Genomic DNA, 19891 nt, shown 5'->3' on the forward strand with positions numbered 1-19891 from the left:
TTAGCCCTCCGCCGAACGACCTTTCTGCGGGAATAGCCCGCGAGGTCGTTTTTGAATAAATAAAATGATGAACACGAGTACCAATATTTTGGCCAACACGGCGCCAGCCCAAGGTTCCATAATCTTGTTGGCGATCCCCAGAGATAATCCTGCCACCATGGTGCCCCAAAGATTTCCGACTCCCCCAAATACCACCACCATAAACGAGTCGATGATGTAGGCTTGACCCAAGTTCGGCCCCACATTGGTGAGCTGGCTTAATGCCACTCCGGCAATGCCGGCAATACCAGAACCTAAACCAAATGTCATTGCATCAACCCACTGTGAGCGAACCCCCATGGCTCTGGCCATGGCTCTGTTTTGCGCGACTGCGCGCACTTCGATTCCCAAACGGGTGTATCGCAAAACCATGAACAGCACTGCGAACACAATCATGCAGAATACGATGATATAGAGGCGGTTGAGGGTTAGGCTTAGCAGAGGATTAATATCGATAGTGCCCGACATCCACTCCGGTGTGGCAACGGAACGGTTAAGCGGTGAAAACACTGTTCGAACCGCTTGTTGCAGTATTAAGCTAATACCAAACGTGGCCAACAGTGTTTCAAGCGGGCGTCCGTATAAAAATCGAATCACGCCGCGTTCAATTAAAATGCCCACCGTGGCAGACACCAAAAATGCTGCCGGAATGGCGACAAAAATTGATGCGCCAATGTTATTTGGCATGAGCAGTTGAACGACATATGTGGTGTACGCGCCAAGCATAATGAGCTCGCCGTGTGCCATATTAATCACACCCATAACGCCAAATGTAATGGCCAAGCCAATGGCTGCGAGCACCAGAACAGAACCCAAGCTCAAGCCAAAGAAAAGTGTTTCGGCAAAGCTAGCGATAGATGCTTTTTGCTCGATGACTTTGAGCGCTTTGTTCGCTTCGTGTTTAAGCGAGAGCTCAGGCGTGTGTTCTAGAAATTGTTGGAGTGCGTTGCGAGCAGAAGGTTGCAGGCTGTCACTGAGAATCGCGATGGCTTCACGTTGAAGCTGCTTGTTTGATGTTGGAGCGTTCAAGTCAGTCACGGCAAGTGCAACGGCAATAAGTTCCTTCACATCAGCGTCTTGCTCTACTTGAAGTTGATCAGATAAAGCCTTGTACAAAGAAGGTGTGACCTTGCCGATGAGCTGGTTTACGGCTTTCATGCGCGCCGGAGCATCTCCGCTGGCAAGGTTTATTTGAGCCAATGCCACTTTGATTTCAGTGCGCAGATTATTGTTAATCCCGACTTTTTTAATCTTTCGTTTACTGAGTGTCTCTGAGGGCGTGGAATCATCAGAAAATAGCGGTTTTACAATGAGCTTTTTATCTTCCTTACCAACAATTTCCACTAACGTATTGGACTTTTTATGGCGATATAGATCACCTTCGAGCAGCATGTTAAGCACGGTAACGGCTCTTGGGTCATCACTTTTGGAGAGCAAGGCAACGCCAGCGCTGATGTTGCTGAAGCTCTTTGATGTGAGTTGTTGTAGGCCCGCTTCATAACTGTTTTTAGCGGGATCAGTTGTAGCATTTGCGTTGCCTAGAAACAGAAAAACAGCCGATAAAAGGCTGGTGAATATAGCGACCGTAAAAGGCCTGAAACATGCCAATGCTCTGAATACCATTGCTAAACTCCTGCTGGTATTGGGGATGGGCCTACCCCGTGTATTGCGTAAATGAGGTGGCCTTTCGGCCACCGTCTTCAATCTAATCTCAAAGGATTAGTAGTTTTGGCCTGAGCATTTTGCTGTTTTAACGTTGTAGTTACCGCAAGACAAAGGCGCGCGCCAATCTGAGATCAGGTCTTTGGAACCTTGCAAGTAATCAGACCACGCATCACCAGGGACTAAGCCAGATGTTTGCCATACTGTTTCGAATTGTCCGTCGGACTGAATTTCACCGATTAAGACAGGCTTCGTAATGTGATGGTTTGGCATCATCGCTGAGTAGCCACCTGTTAGGTTAGGAACCGACACACCGATGAGTGCATCACCAACCACTGATGGATCAGTTGTTCCTGCTTTCTTCACGGCTTCAACCCACATGTTGAAACCAATGTAGTGTGCTTCCATTGGATCGTTAGTCACGCGATCTTCATTCTTGATGAACGAATGCCATGCATCGATGAACTCATCATTTTCCTCAGCTTCAACGCTCATGAAATAGTTCCAAGCGGCTAAGTGACCCACCAATGGCTTGGTGTCCATGCCTGAAAGCTCTTCTTCGCCCACTGAGAACGCAACCACAGGGATGTCGTCTGCACCAATACCTTGGTTACCAAGCTCTTTGTAAAACGGAACGTTGGCATCACCATTGATGGTTGAAACAACAGCTGTTTTCTTGCCTGTAGATCCAAATTTCTTGACGTCAGATACAATGGACTGCCAATCAGAGTGACCAAATGGCGTGTAATTGATCATGATGTCTTCCGCTGCCACACCCTTGGATTTCAAGTAGGCTTCCAAGATTTTGTTGGTTGTGCGTGGGTAAACGTAGTCGGTACCTGCGAGTACCCAACGTTTCACACCAAGGTCATTCATCAAGTAATCAACGGCTGGAATGGCCTGTTGGTTTGGAGCGGCACCTGTGTAGAACACGTTTTTAGATGATTCTTCACCTTCGTATTGAACGGGGTAAAACAACAGACTATCGAGTTCTTCGAATACAGGAAGCACCGATTTACGTGACACAGATGTCCAACAACCGAATACGGCTTCAACATCATTTTTTTCAATCAGCTCACGTGCTTTTTCAGCAAACAGTGGCCAGTTTGAAGCCGGATCTACAACAACCGCTTCGAGCTTCTTACCGAGTAAACCGCCTTTTTTGTTTTGCTCATCAATGAGCATCAACATGGTGTCTTTCAGAGTGGTTTCACTGATGGCCATGGTGCCAGACAGTGAGTGAAGTACGCCGACTTTAATGGTGTCTTCTTCTGCCATAACGTTTGACGCTAGGCTCATGCTGCTTGCGATGGTGGCCGCTAACAATAATTTTTTAAGATTCATTGTGGTATGTCCTTTTAAGTGGGCTTAGAACGTCAACAAGGCTTCAATTGCAAAGCTATCAACGTCTTGGTCTTCAACCCCATCGGCTTCTAGGGTATCCATGCGGTATTCAAGAACGAGTAGTAGGTTGTCTGTGAGCGGTACACTGGGTGAAATGGTGAAACCACTCACGTCTTCAACGGTCACGCCTTCGCCAGATTCCACTTCCCATGCGTGGTAACGGAGCGTTAAACCGGCCATGCCGAAGTCATAGTTCGCCATTAACAAGTAGCCGTCTGCTTCTGTGTCTGTTATGTCGAGTGCTGGATTGAACCCTTCGACGGTGCCAACAGATGCAGGTGTGTTTTCAGAGGTGTTATATTCCGCTGCTAACGTTAATGGCCCTTCTGCATAGCTGGCCCATACGTTAATCATGCTGACGTCTTCACCGGTGTAGTCATTTTTATCCGCGAGGTAAAAGCCTTTCACGGTCACTGATTCAAGAGGCGTGAATGCCAACATGGTTTCGATGGCAGGATCTGAGAAGTCATCGCCTTCGCCCATTAAGTCGCCGGTGTCGGCCACAACTGACAATGCAGCACTGAACATGTCACTGCTATATAAACCTGACACACCTTGTTGGTATCCGCCGTAGAAGTATTTGGCGTACCCTGTTCCTGAATACTGGTACAAGCCTGTTGGATCTTCTGTTTCCCAACCTGAGTAGCTCAGGAATCGACCGGCTTTTGCGGAAAACTGGTCGGTAAATTTATAATTGATAAAGGCTTGCTCAAGATGCGTTTCTTCACCTTCGCCGTTGTCTTGCCATTCGATATCGGTGTGAACCGATAACTTGCCATCGAAGTCATAAGCGAGCTGAATCTCGGCTTGGTCTAAGCCGGCATTTGAATCAGAGCTGCCGCCATCCGGGTCAACATAGGTGTATGACATGTCAACAAAGCCTGATACGCTGAGTCGACTGTAATGATCGGCAAGTTCGTCAATCACTTCGTTGGCCATGGCCGCAGGACTTGCTGCCAATACCGCTGCTGCGAGAGCACTGATTTTCCACGTTTTCATAAGTCTATTTCCCTGAGTTGTAATTCGCATTGCTGATTTAGAAATTGGCCGATGACTGCATACGTGTTTGTGAGTATTATTTTGTGTAACAACTTTACAATCGCGTAACATCGGTAAGCTGGCGTTAGTATTAAAAGTTTCGGGAGATGAACCAATTGGCAGTTTGGCTTATGCAACTACGTCAAATGACGCATATTCACCTTAAAGTCAGCGCGGTAGCTTTGGTTTACAGTGGAATGGAAGAGTGGGGAAGTTATGACTAGTAAGTCACCTTCTCCGCAGCACAACTCGGGTAGCATGCAAAAAATCCTCGTCGCGCGTCGCAAGTACAACAAGCTCGTTGCTAATGAAATGTTAGAAGACTTTGCGCTGCGTTTTACTGCAAAAAGGGCGCGTAAGTGGTCTGCGGGTTGGATTGCAAACACTGCGCTGGGCACCGTGTCCTTTTTAGTTTTAGAGGCTTTAGGGGGAGCTATCACACTTAATTATGGTGTGATCAATGCACTTTGGGCGATTCTAGCTGTGGTATTGGTGGTGATTGTAAGTGGGTTACCCATTAGCTATTACGCTGCTAAGCATGGAGTCGATATCGACTTACTGAGTCGAGGCGCCGGTTTTGGCTATATTGGCTCGACCATTGTCTCGCTGATTTATGCCTCTTTTACGTTTATCTTCTTTGCGCTAGAAGCCGCTATTATGTCGATGGCTTTGCAGCTGTTGTTGGGGATTCCACTTTCAATCGGTTATGTTATCAGTGCCGTGGTGGTTATCCCTCTTGTGATGCACGGCATCACTAACATCAGTCGCTTTCAGGTCTGGACGCAACCGATCTGGTTGCTGATGCAACTTATTCCTTTATTTTATGTGTTTACCCACTCCAGCGTGCAAGTGGACGAATGGCTCGCCTTTGGTGGATTAAGTAACGCATCAGAGAATAATTTTGACTTGCTCATGTTCGGTGCAGCTTCGGCTGTTTTACTCGCTCTTTTGGCGCAAATTGGCGAACAAGTCGACTTCTTAAGGTTTTTGCCCGAACCCAATAGCATGAATAAGGCTAAATGGTGGGCTGCGCTGATCATCGGTGGGCCAGGTTGGGTTATTTTTGGTGCTGCCAAATTGATATTGGGCAGCTACTTAGCTTATTTGGCATTGAAGCACGGGGTGGCACCTGCTTTGGCAGATGATCCTGCACATATGTATCAAATCGTGTTTGGCTATGTAACGGACAACCCGCGTGTGAGTGTTCTTCTGGCTGCCGTCTTTGTTATTGTCTCGCAATTGAAAATTAACGTGGCGAATGCTTATGCAGGGTCTTTAGCGTGGTCGAATTTCTTTTCTCGCATCACCCATAGTCATCCTGGCCGAGTGGTTTGGATGGTATTCAACGTCGCCATTGCATTGTTGTTGATGGAGCTTGGCGTTTACCACACGCTCGAACAAATGCTGCAAATATACTCGGTGCTGGTCTTGGCTTGGATTGGTTCGGTTGTGGCCGATTTGATCATTAATAAGCCTTTGGGCTTGAGCCCAAAAACCATCGAATTTAAACGCTCTCAACTGCATGACATAAATCCTGTGGGTGTGGGATCAATGCTCATTGCGTCGGTGGTTGGTTTCTTGGCTCATTTTGAGTGTTTTGGCCCTGTCGCTAAAGCGCTGGGGTCGTATATTGCGTTTGCTTTACCGTTCGTCACCGTGCCATTAATTGCGGTGCTTACTCAAAGCCGATATTACCTCGTGCGCGAGCCTGAATCGATTCCATCCGATTCTGCTTTGTGCAGCATTTGCGAGATGACATTTGAGCGGGAAGACATGTCATGGTGTCCTGCGTATGCCGCCCCAATCTGCTCTCTGTGTTGTTCGTTGGATGTGCGATGTAATGACAAGTGTCGTCCTAAAGCGACCTTTGCTGCGCAAATGAAAAGCTGGTTTTCTCCTGTTTTATCTCCGCTCTGGATGAATCGTTTGTCGTCGTCGGTGGGGCAGTTTTTAGCGGTGATGCTTTCGATCAGCGCCATTATGGCATTGATTCTTGGTTTGGCTTATCGGCAACTTCCTATGTTGTCGAGAGCTCACCAAGAAGGCGTGAGCCTAGCCTTCATTAAAGCATTTGCGTTGCTGTTGATATTAATTGGTGTGGTCAGTTGGTTATTTGTGTTGGCTAGAAGCAGTGGCCGTGTTGCGATGCAGGAGGTGCAATCGCATTCGAGGTTGTTGGCGGTGGAAATTGATGCGCACAAAGATACTTACCAGGCTCTGCAACTCGCGAAAGATTCAGCTGAAACGGCCAATCACGCTAAAAGTCGCTATTTGGCAGGGATTAGCCATGAGCTCCGAACCCCGCTCAATGTATTGCTAGGGTATGCTCAATTGCTCAGCAATGATTCGGAGTTGCAGCCACAAAAGCGAGAATACGCGCAGATTTTGAAACGAAATGGAGAGCACTTGTCTGACTTGCTCGAAGGCTTATTGGAAATCTCCAAAATCGAAGCTGGGCGCTTAGAGCTGCAGCGAGATGAAGTACAAATTCATGCGTTATTGCAGCAGTTGGTTGAAATGTTTTCGATGCAGGCAAGCCGAAAGGGTCTGATATTCAATTATGAACCTTGCAGTCACCTGCCAGAATATGTGGCGGCCGACAAACAGCGCTTGCGACAAATCCTGATTAATCTATTGAACAACGCCGTTAAGTTCACACCATCGGGGCAGGTCACGTTGAAGGTATCGTACCGAAATCAGGTTGCGCGCTTTACGGTCGAAGACACTGGGGTCGGCATAGCTCAAGAGAATCATCAAATCATATTTAGACCGTTTGAGCGTGTTGATTCAGGCAGTGGTGGCCGCGTAGCAGGAACGGGATTGGGATTGACGATTTCGAGCTCGTTGGCAGATTTGATGGGCGGCGAAATCAACTGCCATAGCGAGCTTGGCAAGGGGAGCCAGTTTGTATTGAGCCTGATGTTGCCTCATATCGAACGACCCGAGTCAAATGCTCAGCTTACCAATGCCAAAGTGGTTGGTTATGGCGGAGTGCAAAAGACGGTGCTGGTTGTGGATGATGATCCGGAACAGCGCCGTTTAATGACCGATATTCTAGAACCCATTGGATTTAATGTTCTTGCGGTGGGCGGTGGATCAGAAGCTTTAGCACTGATAGAAAGTCGCCGAGTCGATATTTACTTACTGGACATTGCAATGCCAGAGATGAACGGTTGGCAATTGGCGATTCGTTTGCGCCAAGATGACATTCGCCAACCCATCATCATGGTCTCGGCTAATACCCACGAAATAGAAAAAGATAATTTGTTGGAAAACTATCATAACGACTACGTAACCAAACCTGTTTCGATAGAGCTCTTGTTAGGAAAAATAGGGCGGCAACTGGCGTTAAGATGGGTGTTTGAGCAAAATAAAGACGATTCTGAACCGCAAACTCAACTCACAACGCGTGACCTTATTCCTGAGCAAAGTGAGTTGTTGCAGCTAAAAAGCTGGGCTGAAATTGGTTTCATGTCGGCGTTTTCAGAGCACTTGCTGGGACTTGAACAAAGCGGTGTTGCAGGGCAGGAATTTATTGACGCACTACGAAAAGATATGAAGCAGTGCGATTTTGAAAAAATAGTGATTTATCTGGATGGACTAATAGATGAAAGCAGTCGCCTCTGATAGCGCCATAGTGCTGGTGGTTGATGATTCTCCCGAATCGTTAGGCATGCTTAATATCGCGTTAAATAATGCGGGGTTAATGGTGTTGGTTGCGCTTAATGGCGCGCAAGCTTTGTCGATTATCGAACGTATTACCCCTGATGTGGTGTTGCTAGACGGCATCATGCCTGAAATGGATGGCTTTGACACATGCCGAGCCATTAAACAAAAGTTACCGAATATCCCGGTTATTTTCATGACCGGGCTGACCGATTCAGAGTACGTGATTAAAGGCTTTGAAGTGGGCGGCGTTGATTATGTGACCAAACCAATCGTACCCGACGAGGTGCTGGCTCGTATTCGCGTGCATACTCAAAATGCCAAATTAACCCAGTCTGCCCAAGCCGCGCTAGATTATGCTGGGCAATATGTATTTTGTGTGTCGAACGATGGGGCGCTAGAATGGGCCACCCCGCATGTGCATGAGCTAGTGGACAGTTTGAATGGAGATGCACCGTGTGCTTGGGAACAAATTCAGCAATTGCTTGCCCCTTGGCTGGCCCAAGGCGATCAATCACAACCTTTAGAGTTGACCAATTTTGAACCTCCGTTGCAGGCCTACTTTGCTGGAGAGCACGGCAGTAATCATTTACTTGTTCGATTAGTGACACCAAAGAAAACCAAAACTGCAGAAGCACTTCAGCAAGAATTGCCGCTCACCAAACGTGAGGCTCAAGTACTGTATTGGGTGTCGTTTGGAAAAACGAATTGGGAAGTGGCTCAAATTTTAGACATGAGCCCTCGAACCGTGAACAAACATCTGGAGCAAGTTTTCAAAAAAATGGGGGTTGATAACCGAACCGCCGCGGCAGCTATTTCAATTCGAATATTGGAGAGTGACGAAGAAGCGGTTGGTTAACTATAAAATGTTCTATATATTGGTCTGCAATGAAAGGGAGCACGAAGCTCTCTTTTTTATGAGCATGTTTTGATGGGGCAACAACGCCGAAAAGGATTTTAGATGTTCACACACGGTGATAAGGTAACGAGCTTTTCTAGAGGCGGTTGTCGTTTTAAAAATGCAAAATTAGTGATTGAAGATTGCACCGCTACCATCAAACCCAATTGGCAAAGTTACGCATTCGAAAGTGCCTTCCACTTGGCGAGTATTGTGACATTACTCTTCATTGGCTCTATTTTACTTGAAGCAAACACTGACGATTCCATGCAGGGGCTGACTTACCTCATCGCGTTCTGTCTCGGCTTTAGTGCCCTTGTTCGAATCATTTGTTTCTTTGTTCGCAAATCCCAATACTTCGATCTCAATCAGAGATTGTTCTACTCAGAACGTGCTCAAAAAGATGCGATCTCAATTGATGATATCACCACACTGCAGTTGAGCAATAAAGACGTATATGCAAAACAAAAAAGCTTTAGCTGTGGCGAGTTGTGTCTCGTAACGCGAAGCGGAGAGGGTGTCATGCTATTGAATAATGAGGATATTAGAGAAGCCGAATATGATTCAGCCTCATTGGCTAAATTTCTAAGTGTACCCTTGGAACGTCTGCGAAACGGTGAAGTGTATTTGCCGAACCAAGCGTCATAAGACCCGACGATAATAGGTGCATTGAGCAAGGTTAGGCTACAAAGTAATGACTAAACCCAACAAAAATCAACGTGAAATAGGCTTGTTGCATTGGTTTACCGCACTATTTTTTGTGTTGTTTGTCACGGGGATAGTGCCGTGGCTTATTGCAGGTATACCACCATTATTGTCGCAAACTTTATCCTTGCTGCATTTAGTCTCTGGGATTGGTATCACGGGTATTTTTGCTACCTATAGTTTTTCCCATTTTCAACGAACCGTAGGGTTTCGACGTGCATCGGTTATTTTTGTGGGCGGGCTTTTATTTTTTGGTTTTTGCTATTTGATTGCCACAGGTTTTGCCTTGGCTTACCTAGGCGTTGTTGCTCGCTATGCATGGGTTTTTGACTCTCATAACTGGATAGCATTGTTGTTTTCAGTATTGCTGATTTTCCACATTGGGCATCACTACTTTAGTTTTCCTCAGCGAAGGCGCGCTGCGGTACCTTCTCGTTTTGTCACATTGGACGTGGCTATTATAAAACCTATTTTGGTGGCTTTATTGGTGGCGGCGGGTGCGTCCGTATCATTGTTGTTTCTGGATGCGTCTATCGTCTCGGAAGACTCCCAATATGCCGATTTACATCAGCAATACAGTGATGACTATGGAGAACATCCATTTAGTCCAAGTTTAACGCAAACCGCGTCAGGAAAATTTGTAGCTCAGCGAGACATTGCAGGTTCTGCACGCTGCATTGAGTGTCACCAAACTATTGGCGAGCAGTGGCTTGCCTCGGCTCATCGCCATGCAGCCAATGATCCAACCTATGTTAGAAACATTAACTTACTGGAACAAAATAAAGGGATATCAGCCACGCGATACTGCGAAGGGTGCCACGCGCCCATTGCACTTTTGTCGGGGACGCTGACAGAAGGTGGCCAGCATGGTGGTGTATCGGGCACTGTTGCAAACCAAGAAGGGATTAGCTGCATGTCTTGTCATGGTATGGCTGAGCTGACTGGCTCCGAAGGCGTCGCGAGCTATATGTTTAAAGAGCGCTCAAATTATTTGTTTGAGCATAGCCAAATTTGGCCGCTATCTGCGTTGAATGAACAAGCCATTCGCCTCAAGCCTCAACTTCACTCTCAAGAGCTTCGCCCAAGTGTGATGGGAACATCGGAATATTGTGGTACCTGTCATACTCAATTTATGGATAAGTCGATGAACAATTGGGGATGGGTAAAAATGCAAGATGAGCTTCTTGCATGGGCTGAAAGCAAGTTCAATAAACCGAAAGATTCACGCTTCTCACATCCAAATAACAAGCAGTGTCAAGATTGTCATATGCCTATGGTGCAAGGGCATGGTATGGCAACAGATGCGGATGGCAACATCAAATCTCATTACTTTGTGGGAGCCAATGTTGCGTTGGCCAAACACTTTGGGAATGAGAAACTCTTTGAACTAACAACGGAGTTTTTACAGCGCGATAAAATTGAATTGACTATCGACCCACCCGAAGACAAATTTGCGAAGCAAAGTGACTTGTTTGTTTCATCAGACATTCGCTCACAACAAAAATACCCCGTAGGGATGTATCGCGGTAGCACCACTCAAATTACATTGTTGCTTAGTAATCAGGGCGTGGGTCATCACTTTCCTGGCGGAACAATTGACTTAAATGAAGCTTGGATTGACCTGAAAGTCTATGACGGAAATCAGAAGCTTATTCTTACCAGTGGTGATTTGCTTGAAGACGGAAGCATCGAACAAAACGCAACCGTCTATAAAGAGGTCGCGATTGATCGCTACGGAAAAGAAGTTTGGCGACATGACTTGTTTAACATGGTGGGCCGAAGCTACGTGAATGTGATCCCGTCGGGAACAACGGATATTGTTGAATATGAGGTGGCAGTTCCTGACTGGGCGACGTCGCCATTAACCATTACAGCAACTTTGCGTTTCCGTAAGTTTAATCAGCGTTACATCAACTGGGTTAGGCAAGACCAACATTTATTGAGTAATCCTATCGTGGATATCGCGCGTGACAGTATCAGTGTACCGCTGCTTAAAACGCCAAGCACTCATCAATCCCATTAAATACCTATCATCTGTGCGTACGCTTGTGTTTGCTGCGTCATTAAATGTTGGTGCTGCAAGAGCCATTGCTTGTTGAGCGTTGCATTGTTTTGCACTGCATTTTGAATGAATTTTTCCAACCAATTAGCATCCACTTGAACCGGTGGGATTGAACGATAGTTGGAGTTCAAGCGCAACAGCTGACTGACATATTCAAGGTGTTTTTGTTCGGTAGCCAACGGCTGAATCCACTGTTTGTTCAGTTGATAGAGCTTCTGAATCAAGATATTTTTTGAAACCTGATTTGAAGACATTAAGACATACGTGACTCCCTGAGGGAAAGTCGCTAAGGCTTCTTCTAACTGAGCCTGCGATAACGTGGGCTGAATGGAAAGTTGTTCATCACATAGTGCTCGTAAAGTGGGTCGAATTGAGCATTGGTAAGCAACCTCATAGGCTGTTTTTATCGGCAATTCTTGACGTCCTACTTGGTTGATTAATTGTGCAAGAACTTTGCTCGAAAAGTAGGGCAGAAGCCAATCGGCTTTGCTGCCAAGTTCAATCCAAGTATCGGCATAGTCATCAATGGTAGTTCTATAAACTTGATGCCAGCGGATCGCTAAATGTGATTGCTGCGCATCTGGCAGAGTGTCTGCTTGGGCAAGCGCAAGGCGCTTTTTCGTGGCAGTGCTGGCGCTCGATAGAGCGTACAAGTGCGCAAGCTGTGCGTGTGACGTCAAGGCTGAATGTTCATATTCAGTGAGAGCTGATTTGTGAGTGTTCTGCTCAGCAGCAGTGCGACTGAAAGCTAGGTTGTCGATAATCACCCTGTCTTCATGGAGTGCAAAAACGTTGCGATCATCTGCACTGATCGTCATATTGAAATGTTGAAAATCAAAGCCAAATTTGGACAAAGTGACTAAGCACTCAGCCTTGATGATGGCATCTGATGCCTTTTCGCATGTTGAACGAACGTGTTCCGTCGACTTTGTATACTTCAAAAAGCCGAGAGCGCGAATGGTTGATGCCGTCGTTCGACGTTGATCTGAACTTTTTTGCTGTGCTAACAGTGGCAACAACGACTCACCAATGGTTGGATCTTCGCTTGCTGCAAGTGCGTGTAAACCGCACTCAATGACGTCAATTGAATCGCTATTGAGCACCTTGTGAACAAGAGGTGCTTTTAATAACTGTTTGGTTTTAGGAGCAACTTCTTCTTCCCAAAACCAGTAATTCAATTCCTGTGTCAGAGCACAAAAGTTGCTGTGCGAGAGACGTGCTATCAATACCTCCATGTAGTCCACATAAAGGCTACTTTCAGTGCCTCCCATGAGCCGAATAATATTGGCCATTAATGGTGGAGGAGAAAATTGAGGGTTGTTGAGCATTGCCTGTTCGATAACCCAGCTTGTAAGAACCTGAATGACTGGCGTATTGGAAACCGATAAGTGTTTATTGTTGAGTTTATAGTCGATTAGATATTGTGTGAGCTGAATGAGTTCATCATTAGAAATATGAGGACGTTGAGCGAGATAACCAAACAACTGCGAGTGACCTGCATTCACAAGGGAAGCAAGCGAGGGCGTTTCTGAAGCTCTCAGGTGATGACTTTGATTCACTATTTTGAGCGACGCAGAATTGACGTTTACGGCATGAATTTTGTTGCGCTCCAGCTTAGCGAAGCTAAGTTGCTTACCGTTTTTTAATGACACATTTAATGTGAGGTTCTGAGGGGGGGCATAAAACGCAAAATGAACTCGCTTTTGGTTGGATGATAGGAATGGTTGAGGCTTAGAATAGAGCGCTGTTTTTGATCGCTTTTGAGTGACGTTAGCGAGTTCGTATGTTAAATGCCAAGTACTCCCTTCACAGGCAAACATTGGAGTGCAAGCGAAAGAAACCCAGTTTCGTGTTGGCGAATGATTTACGTATAAGGAAAAGAAACCATTATTGTTGTTGAACGCAATGTCAATGAGCCCATCGTTATTGAAATCAGCGAGCGCCGCGCCGCGCGAAGAACGTTTGAGTGCCGGTAAAAGTGTTGCGTTTTGAGAATCAAACTGGCCGCTTTCGGTTTGGAGTTTAACGGTATTTAAACTGCCTTGAGGCTTGTATGGGCTATCGATATGACGACTGGTAAATCCGCGGCTAAATACAACATCTTCGATACCATCATTATTCAAATCTGAAATTAGAGTTGCCCATGACTGAGTGGCGTTGTCGAGATCAGTATTGAGCTGGGTGTTCCACGAAAGATCGGCTTTTGATTGAGCGCCCAAATCGTATAGTTGAGTGCCGCCAAATTCATGTTGAGTCAGAATCACCGAAGGAGACCCTGCCCAGTGAATTTGGGAAGCTTGTACAATTGGAGTTTTAATTGTTTGGAGCAGTTTCCGCAAGAAATTGGGCTTATACAATGATGCAATAGAATCGCCATTTTGAACATATGAATTCGACCCTGCAGCGTTGGCTACGTATAACCCCGATTCTTGCGAGTCGATGTGTTGGGCTCCGCTGAGTTGTGAAATAGGAACAATGGACAAGGTACGATCAAATGAGTCGAGCGACTCAAGGTTGCCAGTATTTTGGGGACTGAATCCTTTCTCAGGGCTGAGCAATATTTGATTTTGTTGGCCAGAATAATTGCGGGTGTCGAACTGCGAATGTCGTTGGTATCCATATTCTTGCGCTCCAACTTTCAGGTCGTTGGAAAATTCTGCGAAATTGGAAATGATGAGGTCGTCAATTCCATCGTTATTACCATCCCAAACTGTGGCCGACAAAGGCCAAGTTTGGCTGTTTTTCAATGGAATTGTGATGGCATGGAACGTTGGCGTGCCATCGTTGCTAAAAATCGTCAGCTGCCCTTGCTGAGTCAGCACCAGATCAGCGAATCCATCTTGATTGAAATCGCCTACGGCACAACCATATCCCTCAATTATTTGTGATTGCGATAATTTTTCTGTGGCATCGGTAAAGTAAGAGCCGCCCACATTTTGATATAGCTTGGAGCCTTGTTTTTGGTTCCACCAATGTTGTTTACCGTAGCGCCGAGTTTGGCCTTTGCCCCCAACAATAAATAAATCTTCAAAACCATCATTATTGAAGTCGAGAGCACAAACGCCGCTACCGAATGTGTCCTTCAACCCCGCGATTTCTGCGGCTCTGTGCTCGTGCTTAAAAGCAATGCCTTTGGAGACCGAAGACTCAATGAACTTGGCCGTAGGGACTGAGTTTGTTGAAACAGAGATTGGATCTGAAGGCTCTGTTTGAACCGAACTTTTATCAAGTTGTTGCACCACGAAAAAAGTGACCAAAACTGCAGCAATGGGTAGCCAAAATAAGGTGTGGTTTTTGTTGAATAGCTGAGTCACGTCTTGGCCTTCACTTGAATCTTCCATGAGCTCAGTAAAGTAACGGAATGCGCCTATTAAAAAAAGCTTTAACCACACAAGCGTTTTTTAATGTTCATAAAACAACCACTTTACTGTCACTATTTATTCGTAAGATTACGCTCGAGCATTTACTTTATTGATAGCACAAAAACACATAAGAATTGATTGTATTCTCATCGGTCCGTGCTATATTTCGCCAAAGTAAGAGGTATGTTCTGGAGCATTGAATGCCTCAAAGTGCGTCAACAGCACTGGGAATTTTTGTTTTGCAGCGCTTTGCAAAGCTGACTTTTAATAGAATGACAGGGATGTATTGCTTTATGGCAAACCTACCAAAAAATATTTTGGCGGTTCTTATCGCCTTCCAAACCATGCTGTTTTGTGGAGTGCTTCACGCTTCAGTGATTACCAATGGTGATTTTTCTTCTGGTTTAGATGGTTGGAATGACGCCAGCTCAACGGGAACTGTGGGCTCTGAAGGCGGTGCTGCTTACTTGCAGTCAGGTAGTGGGGTCTCTCCTTTTTCGTCCATTCTTGTTCAAGGTGACGACGGAAGTTTCTCGTTTAATGACGCTCTGCTGATTGCGGCTGATTATGAATATCTAACCTTCGATTTGTGGCAAATATCAGCAGACGTTGATGCCTCTGAAACAGGCGCTGCAAGCTTCGATGACTCTATCAGTTTGATAATTTATGACGCATTCGACTTTAATTACGATTTGTATTTGGCCCCCTTCGATGTCACCTCAGTACAAACTTCTTTTATGGTCGATATTACCAGCTTGATTGGTCGAAGCGTTGCGCTTTCATTTGAAGTGAGTGATGAGAATGACGGCTTTAATAGCAAATTTGGACTCGATAATGTGGCTTTTCTAAAGTCTATTGTGGGCCCAGTTCCTGTTTCTGAACCCAGCACGATTGCACTGTTTATGGTGATGTTGGTGTCTTTGGTCTTTGGAAATCGTAAGTTTAAAAAATAATAATTAGCTATTTGGATGTTGCTGATTCATTAAAACTTACTACTTTAAATTGTCACTGTTTATATCTTAAACAGACTTAAGGATGACTGTTGGTGCCGGCCCTAGGCTGGCGCTTTACATGGAGAGAAAAATTGAACATTTTCCAAACAAGCTACAAGTTTTTGTGGTTGGTGCTTATCTGTTTGTGCCCGTTCATGCCCACTTCATATGCTGCCGAAGCGATTGAAGGCTGGGATGAAAACTCACAACTTGAAGTCAGCCTCAGTAATCCTTCTCGAAATCGACGCTCTCCTGATGCGACAGTTGACATTACACTAAAAAACAACGGTGACGCTGATATTGCTGGCCCCGTTCGAGTTTTCGTGACCGATTTGAGCCCTGCTTCTGTTTCCTTGTCTGATGCAGACGGCCAAGAGTCAAGCACATCCTATTTTATGTTAGTGACGCCGTCACAAACTCTGAAAGCCGGAGAGTCCGCTCAAGTTCGTACTGTGACCGTTGCCGGTGGTGGTCGAGTGACGTTTGACATGAAGGCCAAGGCTTACATTCCAACTCCACCGAAGAGTTTAATTGTTGATATTACCTCCCCAAACACCTTGTTGACGGTGGGCACATCACCAGTATCGGTTTCCGGAACAATCAATAATGAACTTGCAGCGTTAACCTTAAATGGCGTGCCCGTGAGTCATACGAACGGCCAGTTTATGGCTGATGTAGAGCTCGAGGAAGGGTTCAATTCAATTGTTGCCAGAGCAACAACTTCAGCCGGTGAGCAAGTTACAGACTCCATTTCAGTGTCGTTGGATATGACACCGCCTTATTTAACTGTGGATTCGCATATAGATGGCGCAATCGTCTATACCGAAACCATTACAGTGACGGGACTCGTCAATGACATTGTTCGCGGGACTATTGAATCTGAACAAGCAAAAGTTCAGGTCAACGGTATTGACGCTATAGTTTCGAATCGAAGCTATTCCGCGCAAAATATAAAGCTTTCAGAAGGCCAGAATACGGTTGAAATTGTAGGTGTCGATGAGACCGGAAACCGTGCTTCTATCTCCTTTGCGGTTCAGTATAAAAAGCCGCTTGGACGACGCCTCGTTCTCATTTCAGGTCAAGATCAAACCGCAAATATTGGTGATATCTTACCTACGCCTTTAACGGTTCAGGTGGTGAATGATGCTGATGAACCCGTGGTTGGCGAATCTATCGTATTTCGAGTGATGCAAGGCTCAGGCATCGTCGGTGTTGATACGCCGAATGTTGGTCGAGCGGTTGTTGTATCAACCAACGACAGCGGTTTAGCAAGCACAAAATTCCAGCTTGGTGCTCGCACCGGTGTATCCAACCACAAAGTTAAAGCCGCAGCAGTAGGCTACGACGATGACGTTATTTTTAATGCCTCGGCGAACAGTGTTGTCGCTGACAAGATCAGCGTGAACTCGGGCAACAATCAACGTGGCATGGTGAATCAAGCGTTGCCCGCGCCGTTTGTTGTTGCGGTGACCGATAACGGTGCCAATACGGTGAAAGGGGCACGCGTTCGCTATGAAGTGATTACTGGCGACGGTGTTTTCCAAAACGGCGAGTCAAGCTTTGAGACTATCACGGATAGTGATGGCCGAGCTTCTGCACAATTGACGTTGGGAGAGCTAGAAGGCTTAGATGCGCAGAAAGTTGAGGCAATCTTAATTGACTCTCCGATTGGCGTGCAGCTCTTAGCTGGATTCTCAGCCACAGCATTTGCCGCTGCTGATGCCGGTAATACCAGCGTTTCTGGAGTGGTGTTGGATAACCAAGATACACCGCTTCCAAACGTAACAGTCCGTATTGAAGATACCGACCGTCTCGCGCTAACCGATTCGCAAGGACGCTTTGTGATTGAACAAGCGCCGGTCGGCCCTGTCCATATTATTGTGGATGGCTCAACCACAACGGTCAGAGGTGAATTTCCAACATTGAGTTATCACCTAGTGACCGTTGCCGGTGTTGATAACCCAATGTCTAGCCCTGTTTACATGGTCAAGCTTGATACGCTAAACGGCAAAATGGCGGGGCGCGAAGATATTGTGCTGACGCTGGATAATTATCCAGGGTTTAAGTTGGAAGTCGCCAAAGATTCAGTCACATTCCCTGATGGCAGCCGAGAAGGCATTGTGTCCGTGACAGCGGTGAATGCCTCTAAAGTTCCAATGGCGCCGCCAAATGGAATGCAGCCTCAATTTATTGTAACAATTCAACCCGTGGGCGCCACATTCTCGCCAGCTGCAAAACTGACATTACCGAACGTTGACGGTCATGCGCCGGGTGCTCAAGTTGAGATGTATTCGTTTGACCATGACTTAGAAGAATTTGTTTCCATTGGTCTAGGTTCGGTCAGTGAGGATGGCTCGGTCGTGTCGTCAAATCCAGGTGTGGGTGTCGTCAAAGCAGGTTGGCATTGTGGTTCACAGCCAGGTGGCTCGGGCACGGCTCACAACTGCCCTACATGTCAAAAGTGTGAAGGTAGCTCGTGCGTTAGAGATCCTGCGCAAGACAATAATGAACGTCCTGCCGATCAGCAAACGCCAGGCGACTGTAAAACAAATCTCTGTAAAGGTAACCGCGCAGAGCCGGGCGATATTCCACAAAATGACGTCCAGTTCGATTGCCGTAAACCCGGGTGTGAGGGCGATAAGCCTGTCCATGATGTGCCTGACGATAACGATATCAGCGAAGACGATAAGAAATGTAGTACCTGCTCTGGCGGCGATAAAATTGTTGATAAGGACAAAGAAGGTGCCAAGTGTAGCGGCGGAGACACAACCAAAGCCTGCTATACCTGCAAGAAGGGCTCTTGTGGAAACCACTGTGATGCAAGCAGTGTAACTAAAAAGTACACGACGACTGCGCCCGCTGGGTTCGACAAAATTATTTCTGGATTCGTCGACAAAGTAAACGCTGTGCCTCAGGTTGTAATGTCATACGGTGGCGTTGCGATATCAGGCTATGTCATTGAAGGCGAGCATTGTTGTACAGATTGCAGTAAAGGATTGAACGCCGTTCCATATCAAATAACGGGTGGGGAGGTTGGCGGCAATGCGACCATCACAGCTGCAGGCGCGGGAATTGCCGTGAATATTGGCCCTAAATATTTTGCTGGATTTCAGGTGAAAGCGAAGGTTGTGCTTTCTCCTTTAGCAGGTGAAGCAGTTGTTGCACTCTCTGGAAAAGGCGAATCTGAAAAGGTTTCAACCTGCCAAGAGGCTGATTGTTCTGAAGTCAGTATTCAAGCAGGCGTTAACCTAGCTGTGGGGGCAATCGGAGACGTGAGCGGTAAAGTTGAATATTGTGATACTCCTTCAGATTGTGACATCGAATTATTTTCAGCAAGGGGACGTGCCGAAGCAACAGGCAACCTAGCAATTCAATTGAAAGGTAACACCTTTCTCGGAGAGTCTTGCCCAGCAGGAGACATTAGTGCGGATATCGGAAAGTTCAGTTTACTTGTTCGAGCATTAGTGAGTGGTTCGGTCGGCCTTTATAGTTTCGAAGAAGAAATTAAAAAAGAACTCGTTTTGTATGAAGGCATTTAGTAACAGGTTTAAGCGTGAAAATTTCTAATTCTCGGTCGTTTATATTCTTGAAAGTTGTCGGGGCTTTTTTTTTGAGCGTTATCATCGGGAAGGTGTGGGTCTCAGATAGCTTAAATACAACCGGCATTGTTATTTCAACAATATTGGGCGCGTTGATGTTGTCTCTTATATTGCTGTCATGGGTGATTGAACTGCGCCCGGGTAAGATAATTTCAACGCTTGGTATTCCAGGGGTAAAACGCACCAAGATTTATAACAACATCAAGTGTGTTCGCTTAGGAGTTGACTCTCAAAATGTTCAGGGGCGCGGAAGCAACATTGTGATGACGGTGACGGCGGAAATGAGCGATGGCGTTGGACGTATTGCTTTGAAGGGTAACTTTCCATCTAAAGATGAAAAGAACCTAGATCAATATGGGGTAAAGCTCTCGGAAATTTTGGGCGTTCCTATTGAGGTCGAACCTAGGTTCAAACTTGTATATGAAGGTCGCTTCGGACATGCGCCTCGAATCAATTAATTTGAG

General features: G+C 46.1%; 11 protein-coding genes. 7 read left to right on the forward strand and 4 right to left on the reverse strand.

The window, feature by feature from the left end; all coding sequences use genetic code 11:
• From urtB to NAF29_RS05705, 3 genes are all read right to left on the reverse strand, one after another.
• Entirely contained in the window at positions 1-1662 is a 1662-nt protein-coding gene (gene urtB, locus NAF29_RS05695) for an urea ABC transporter permease subunit UrtB (protein WP_251260529.1), read from the reverse strand.
• Positions 1663-1758: 96 nt separating this feature from the next.
• Entirely contained in the window at positions 1759-3045 is a 1287-nt protein-coding gene (gene urtA, locus NAF29_RS05700) for an urea ABC transporter substrate-binding protein (RefSeq protein ID WP_251260530.1), read from the reverse strand.
• A gap of 24 nt (positions 3046-3069) precedes the next feature.
• Positions 3070-4104, reverse strand: a complete 1035-nt coding sequence (locus tag NAF29_RS05705) for an outer membrane beta-barrel protein (protein ID WP_251260531.1) — start codon at positions 4102-4104, stop codon at positions 3070-3072.
• 255 nt (positions 4105-4359) lie between these two features.
• On the opposite strand from NAF29_RS05705, the gene NAF29_RS05710 reads away from it, so the two are divergent.
• The 4 genes from NAF29_RS05710 (at position 4360) to NAF29_RS05725 (ending at position 11435) form a co-directional block, all read left to right on the forward strand.
• Positions 4360-7770 carry a hybrid sensor histidine kinase/response regulator gene (locus tag NAF29_RS05710; protein WP_251260532.1) on the forward strand — a complete coding sequence of 1137 codons (3411 nt, stop codon included), beginning with the start codon at positions 4360-4362 and terminating at the stop codon, positions 7768-7770.
• Positions 7751-8668: a response regulator transcription factor gene (locus tag NAF29_RS05715; RefSeq protein WP_251260533.1), complete on the forward strand. Its 918-nt coding sequence runs from the start codon at positions 7751-7753 to the stop codon at positions 8666-8668. Before NAF29_RS05710 ends, NAF29_RS05715 begins: the two co-directional genes overlap by 20 nt.
• Before the next feature lie 102 nt (positions 8669-8770).
• Positions 8771-9355: a hypothetical protein gene (locus NAF29_RS05720; protein ID WP_251260534.1), complete on the forward strand. Its 585-nt coding sequence runs from the start codon at positions 8771-8773 to the stop codon at positions 9353-9355.
• A 46-nt stretch (positions 9356-9401) separates the two neighbouring features.
• Positions 9402-11435, forward strand: a complete 2034-nt coding sequence (locus NAF29_RS05725) for a multiheme c-type cytochrome (RefSeq protein WP_251260535.1) — start codon at positions 9402-9404, stop codon at positions 11433-11435.
• On the opposite strand, the gene NAF29_RS05730 is transcribed toward NAF29_RS05725, so the two are convergent.
• Positions 11432-14815, reverse strand: a complete 3384-nt coding sequence (locus NAF29_RS05730; protein WP_251260536.1) for an FG-GAP repeat domain-containing protein — start codon at positions 14813-14815, stop codon at positions 11432-11434. The two genes, NAF29_RS05725 and NAF29_RS05730, sit on opposite strands and share 4 nt — an antisense overlap.
• Positions 14816-15036: 221 nt before the next feature.
• On the opposite strand from NAF29_RS05730, the gene NAF29_RS05735 reads away from it, so the two are divergent.
• The 3 genes from NAF29_RS05735 to NAF29_RS05745 all read left to right on the forward strand — a co-directional run bounded on the left by NAF29_RS05735 (position 15037) and on the right by NAF29_RS05745 (position 19885).
• Entirely contained in the window at positions 15037-15789 is a 753-nt protein-coding gene (locus NAF29_RS05735; protein ID WP_251260537.1) for a PEP-CTERM sorting domain-containing protein, read from the forward strand.
• Between the two features lie 194 nt (positions 15790-15983).
• Complete coding sequence (locus NAF29_RS05740; RefSeq protein ID WP_251260538.1) at positions 15984-19367, forward strand: carboxypeptidase-like regulatory domain-containing protein; 3384 nt, start codon at positions 15984-15986, stop codon at positions 19365-19367.
• Positions 19368-19381: 14 nt separating this feature from the next.
• Positions 19382-19885, forward strand: a complete 504-nt coding sequence (locus NAF29_RS05745) for a hypothetical protein (protein ID WP_251260539.1) — start codon at positions 19382-19384, stop codon at positions 19883-19885.
• Positions 19886-19891 lie beyond the last annotated feature (6 nt).

The organism is Echinimonas agarilytica (assembly GCF_023703465.1).
Taxonomy (GTDB): domain Bacteria; phylum Pseudomonadota; class Gammaproteobacteria; order Enterobacterales; family Neiellaceae; genus Echinimonas; species Echinimonas agarilytica.

What these genes read in the sequence shown, in the direction of transcription:
- urtB (WP_251260529.1), bottom strand. Translation starts at nt 1,662, where the DNA reads ATGGTATTCAGAGCATTGGCATGTTTCAGGCCTTTTACGGTCGCTATA.
- urtA (WP_251260530.1), bottom strand. Translation starts at nt 3,045, where the DNA reads ATGAATCTTAAAAAATTATTGTTAGCGGCCACCATCGCAAGCAGCATG.
- NAF29_RS05705 (WP_251260531.1), bottom strand. Translation starts at nt 4,104, where the DNA reads ATGAAAACGTGGAAAATCAGTGCTCTCGCAGCAGCGGTATTGGCAGCA.
- NAF29_RS05710 (WP_251260532.1), top strand. Translation starts at nt 4,360, where the DNA reads ATGACTAGTAAGTCACCTTCTCCGCAGCACAACTCGGGTAGCATGCAA.
- NAF29_RS05715 (WP_251260533.1), top strand. Translation starts at nt 7,751, where the DNA reads ATGAAAGCAGTCGCCTCTGATAGCGCCATAGTGCTGGTGGTTGATGAT.
- NAF29_RS05720 (WP_251260534.1), top strand. Translation starts at nt 8,771, where the DNA reads ATGTTCACACACGGTGATAAGGTAACGAGCTTTTCTAGAGGCGGTTGT.
- NAF29_RS05725 (WP_251260535.1), top strand. Translation starts at nt 9,402, where the DNA reads ATGACTAAACCCAACAAAAATCAACGTGAAATAGGCTTGTTGCATTGG.
- NAF29_RS05730 (WP_251260536.1), bottom strand. Translation starts at nt 14,815, where the DNA reads ATGGAAGATTCAAGTGAAGGCCAAGACGTGACTCAGCTATTCAACAAA.
- NAF29_RS05735 (WP_251260537.1), top strand. Translation starts at nt 15,037, where the DNA reads ATGCCTCAAAGTGCGTCAACAGCACTGGGAATTTTTGTTTTGCAGCGC.
- NAF29_RS05740 (WP_251260538.1), top strand. Translation starts at nt 15,984, where the DNA reads ATGCCCACTTCATATGCTGCCGAAGCGATTGAAGGCTGGGATGAAAAC.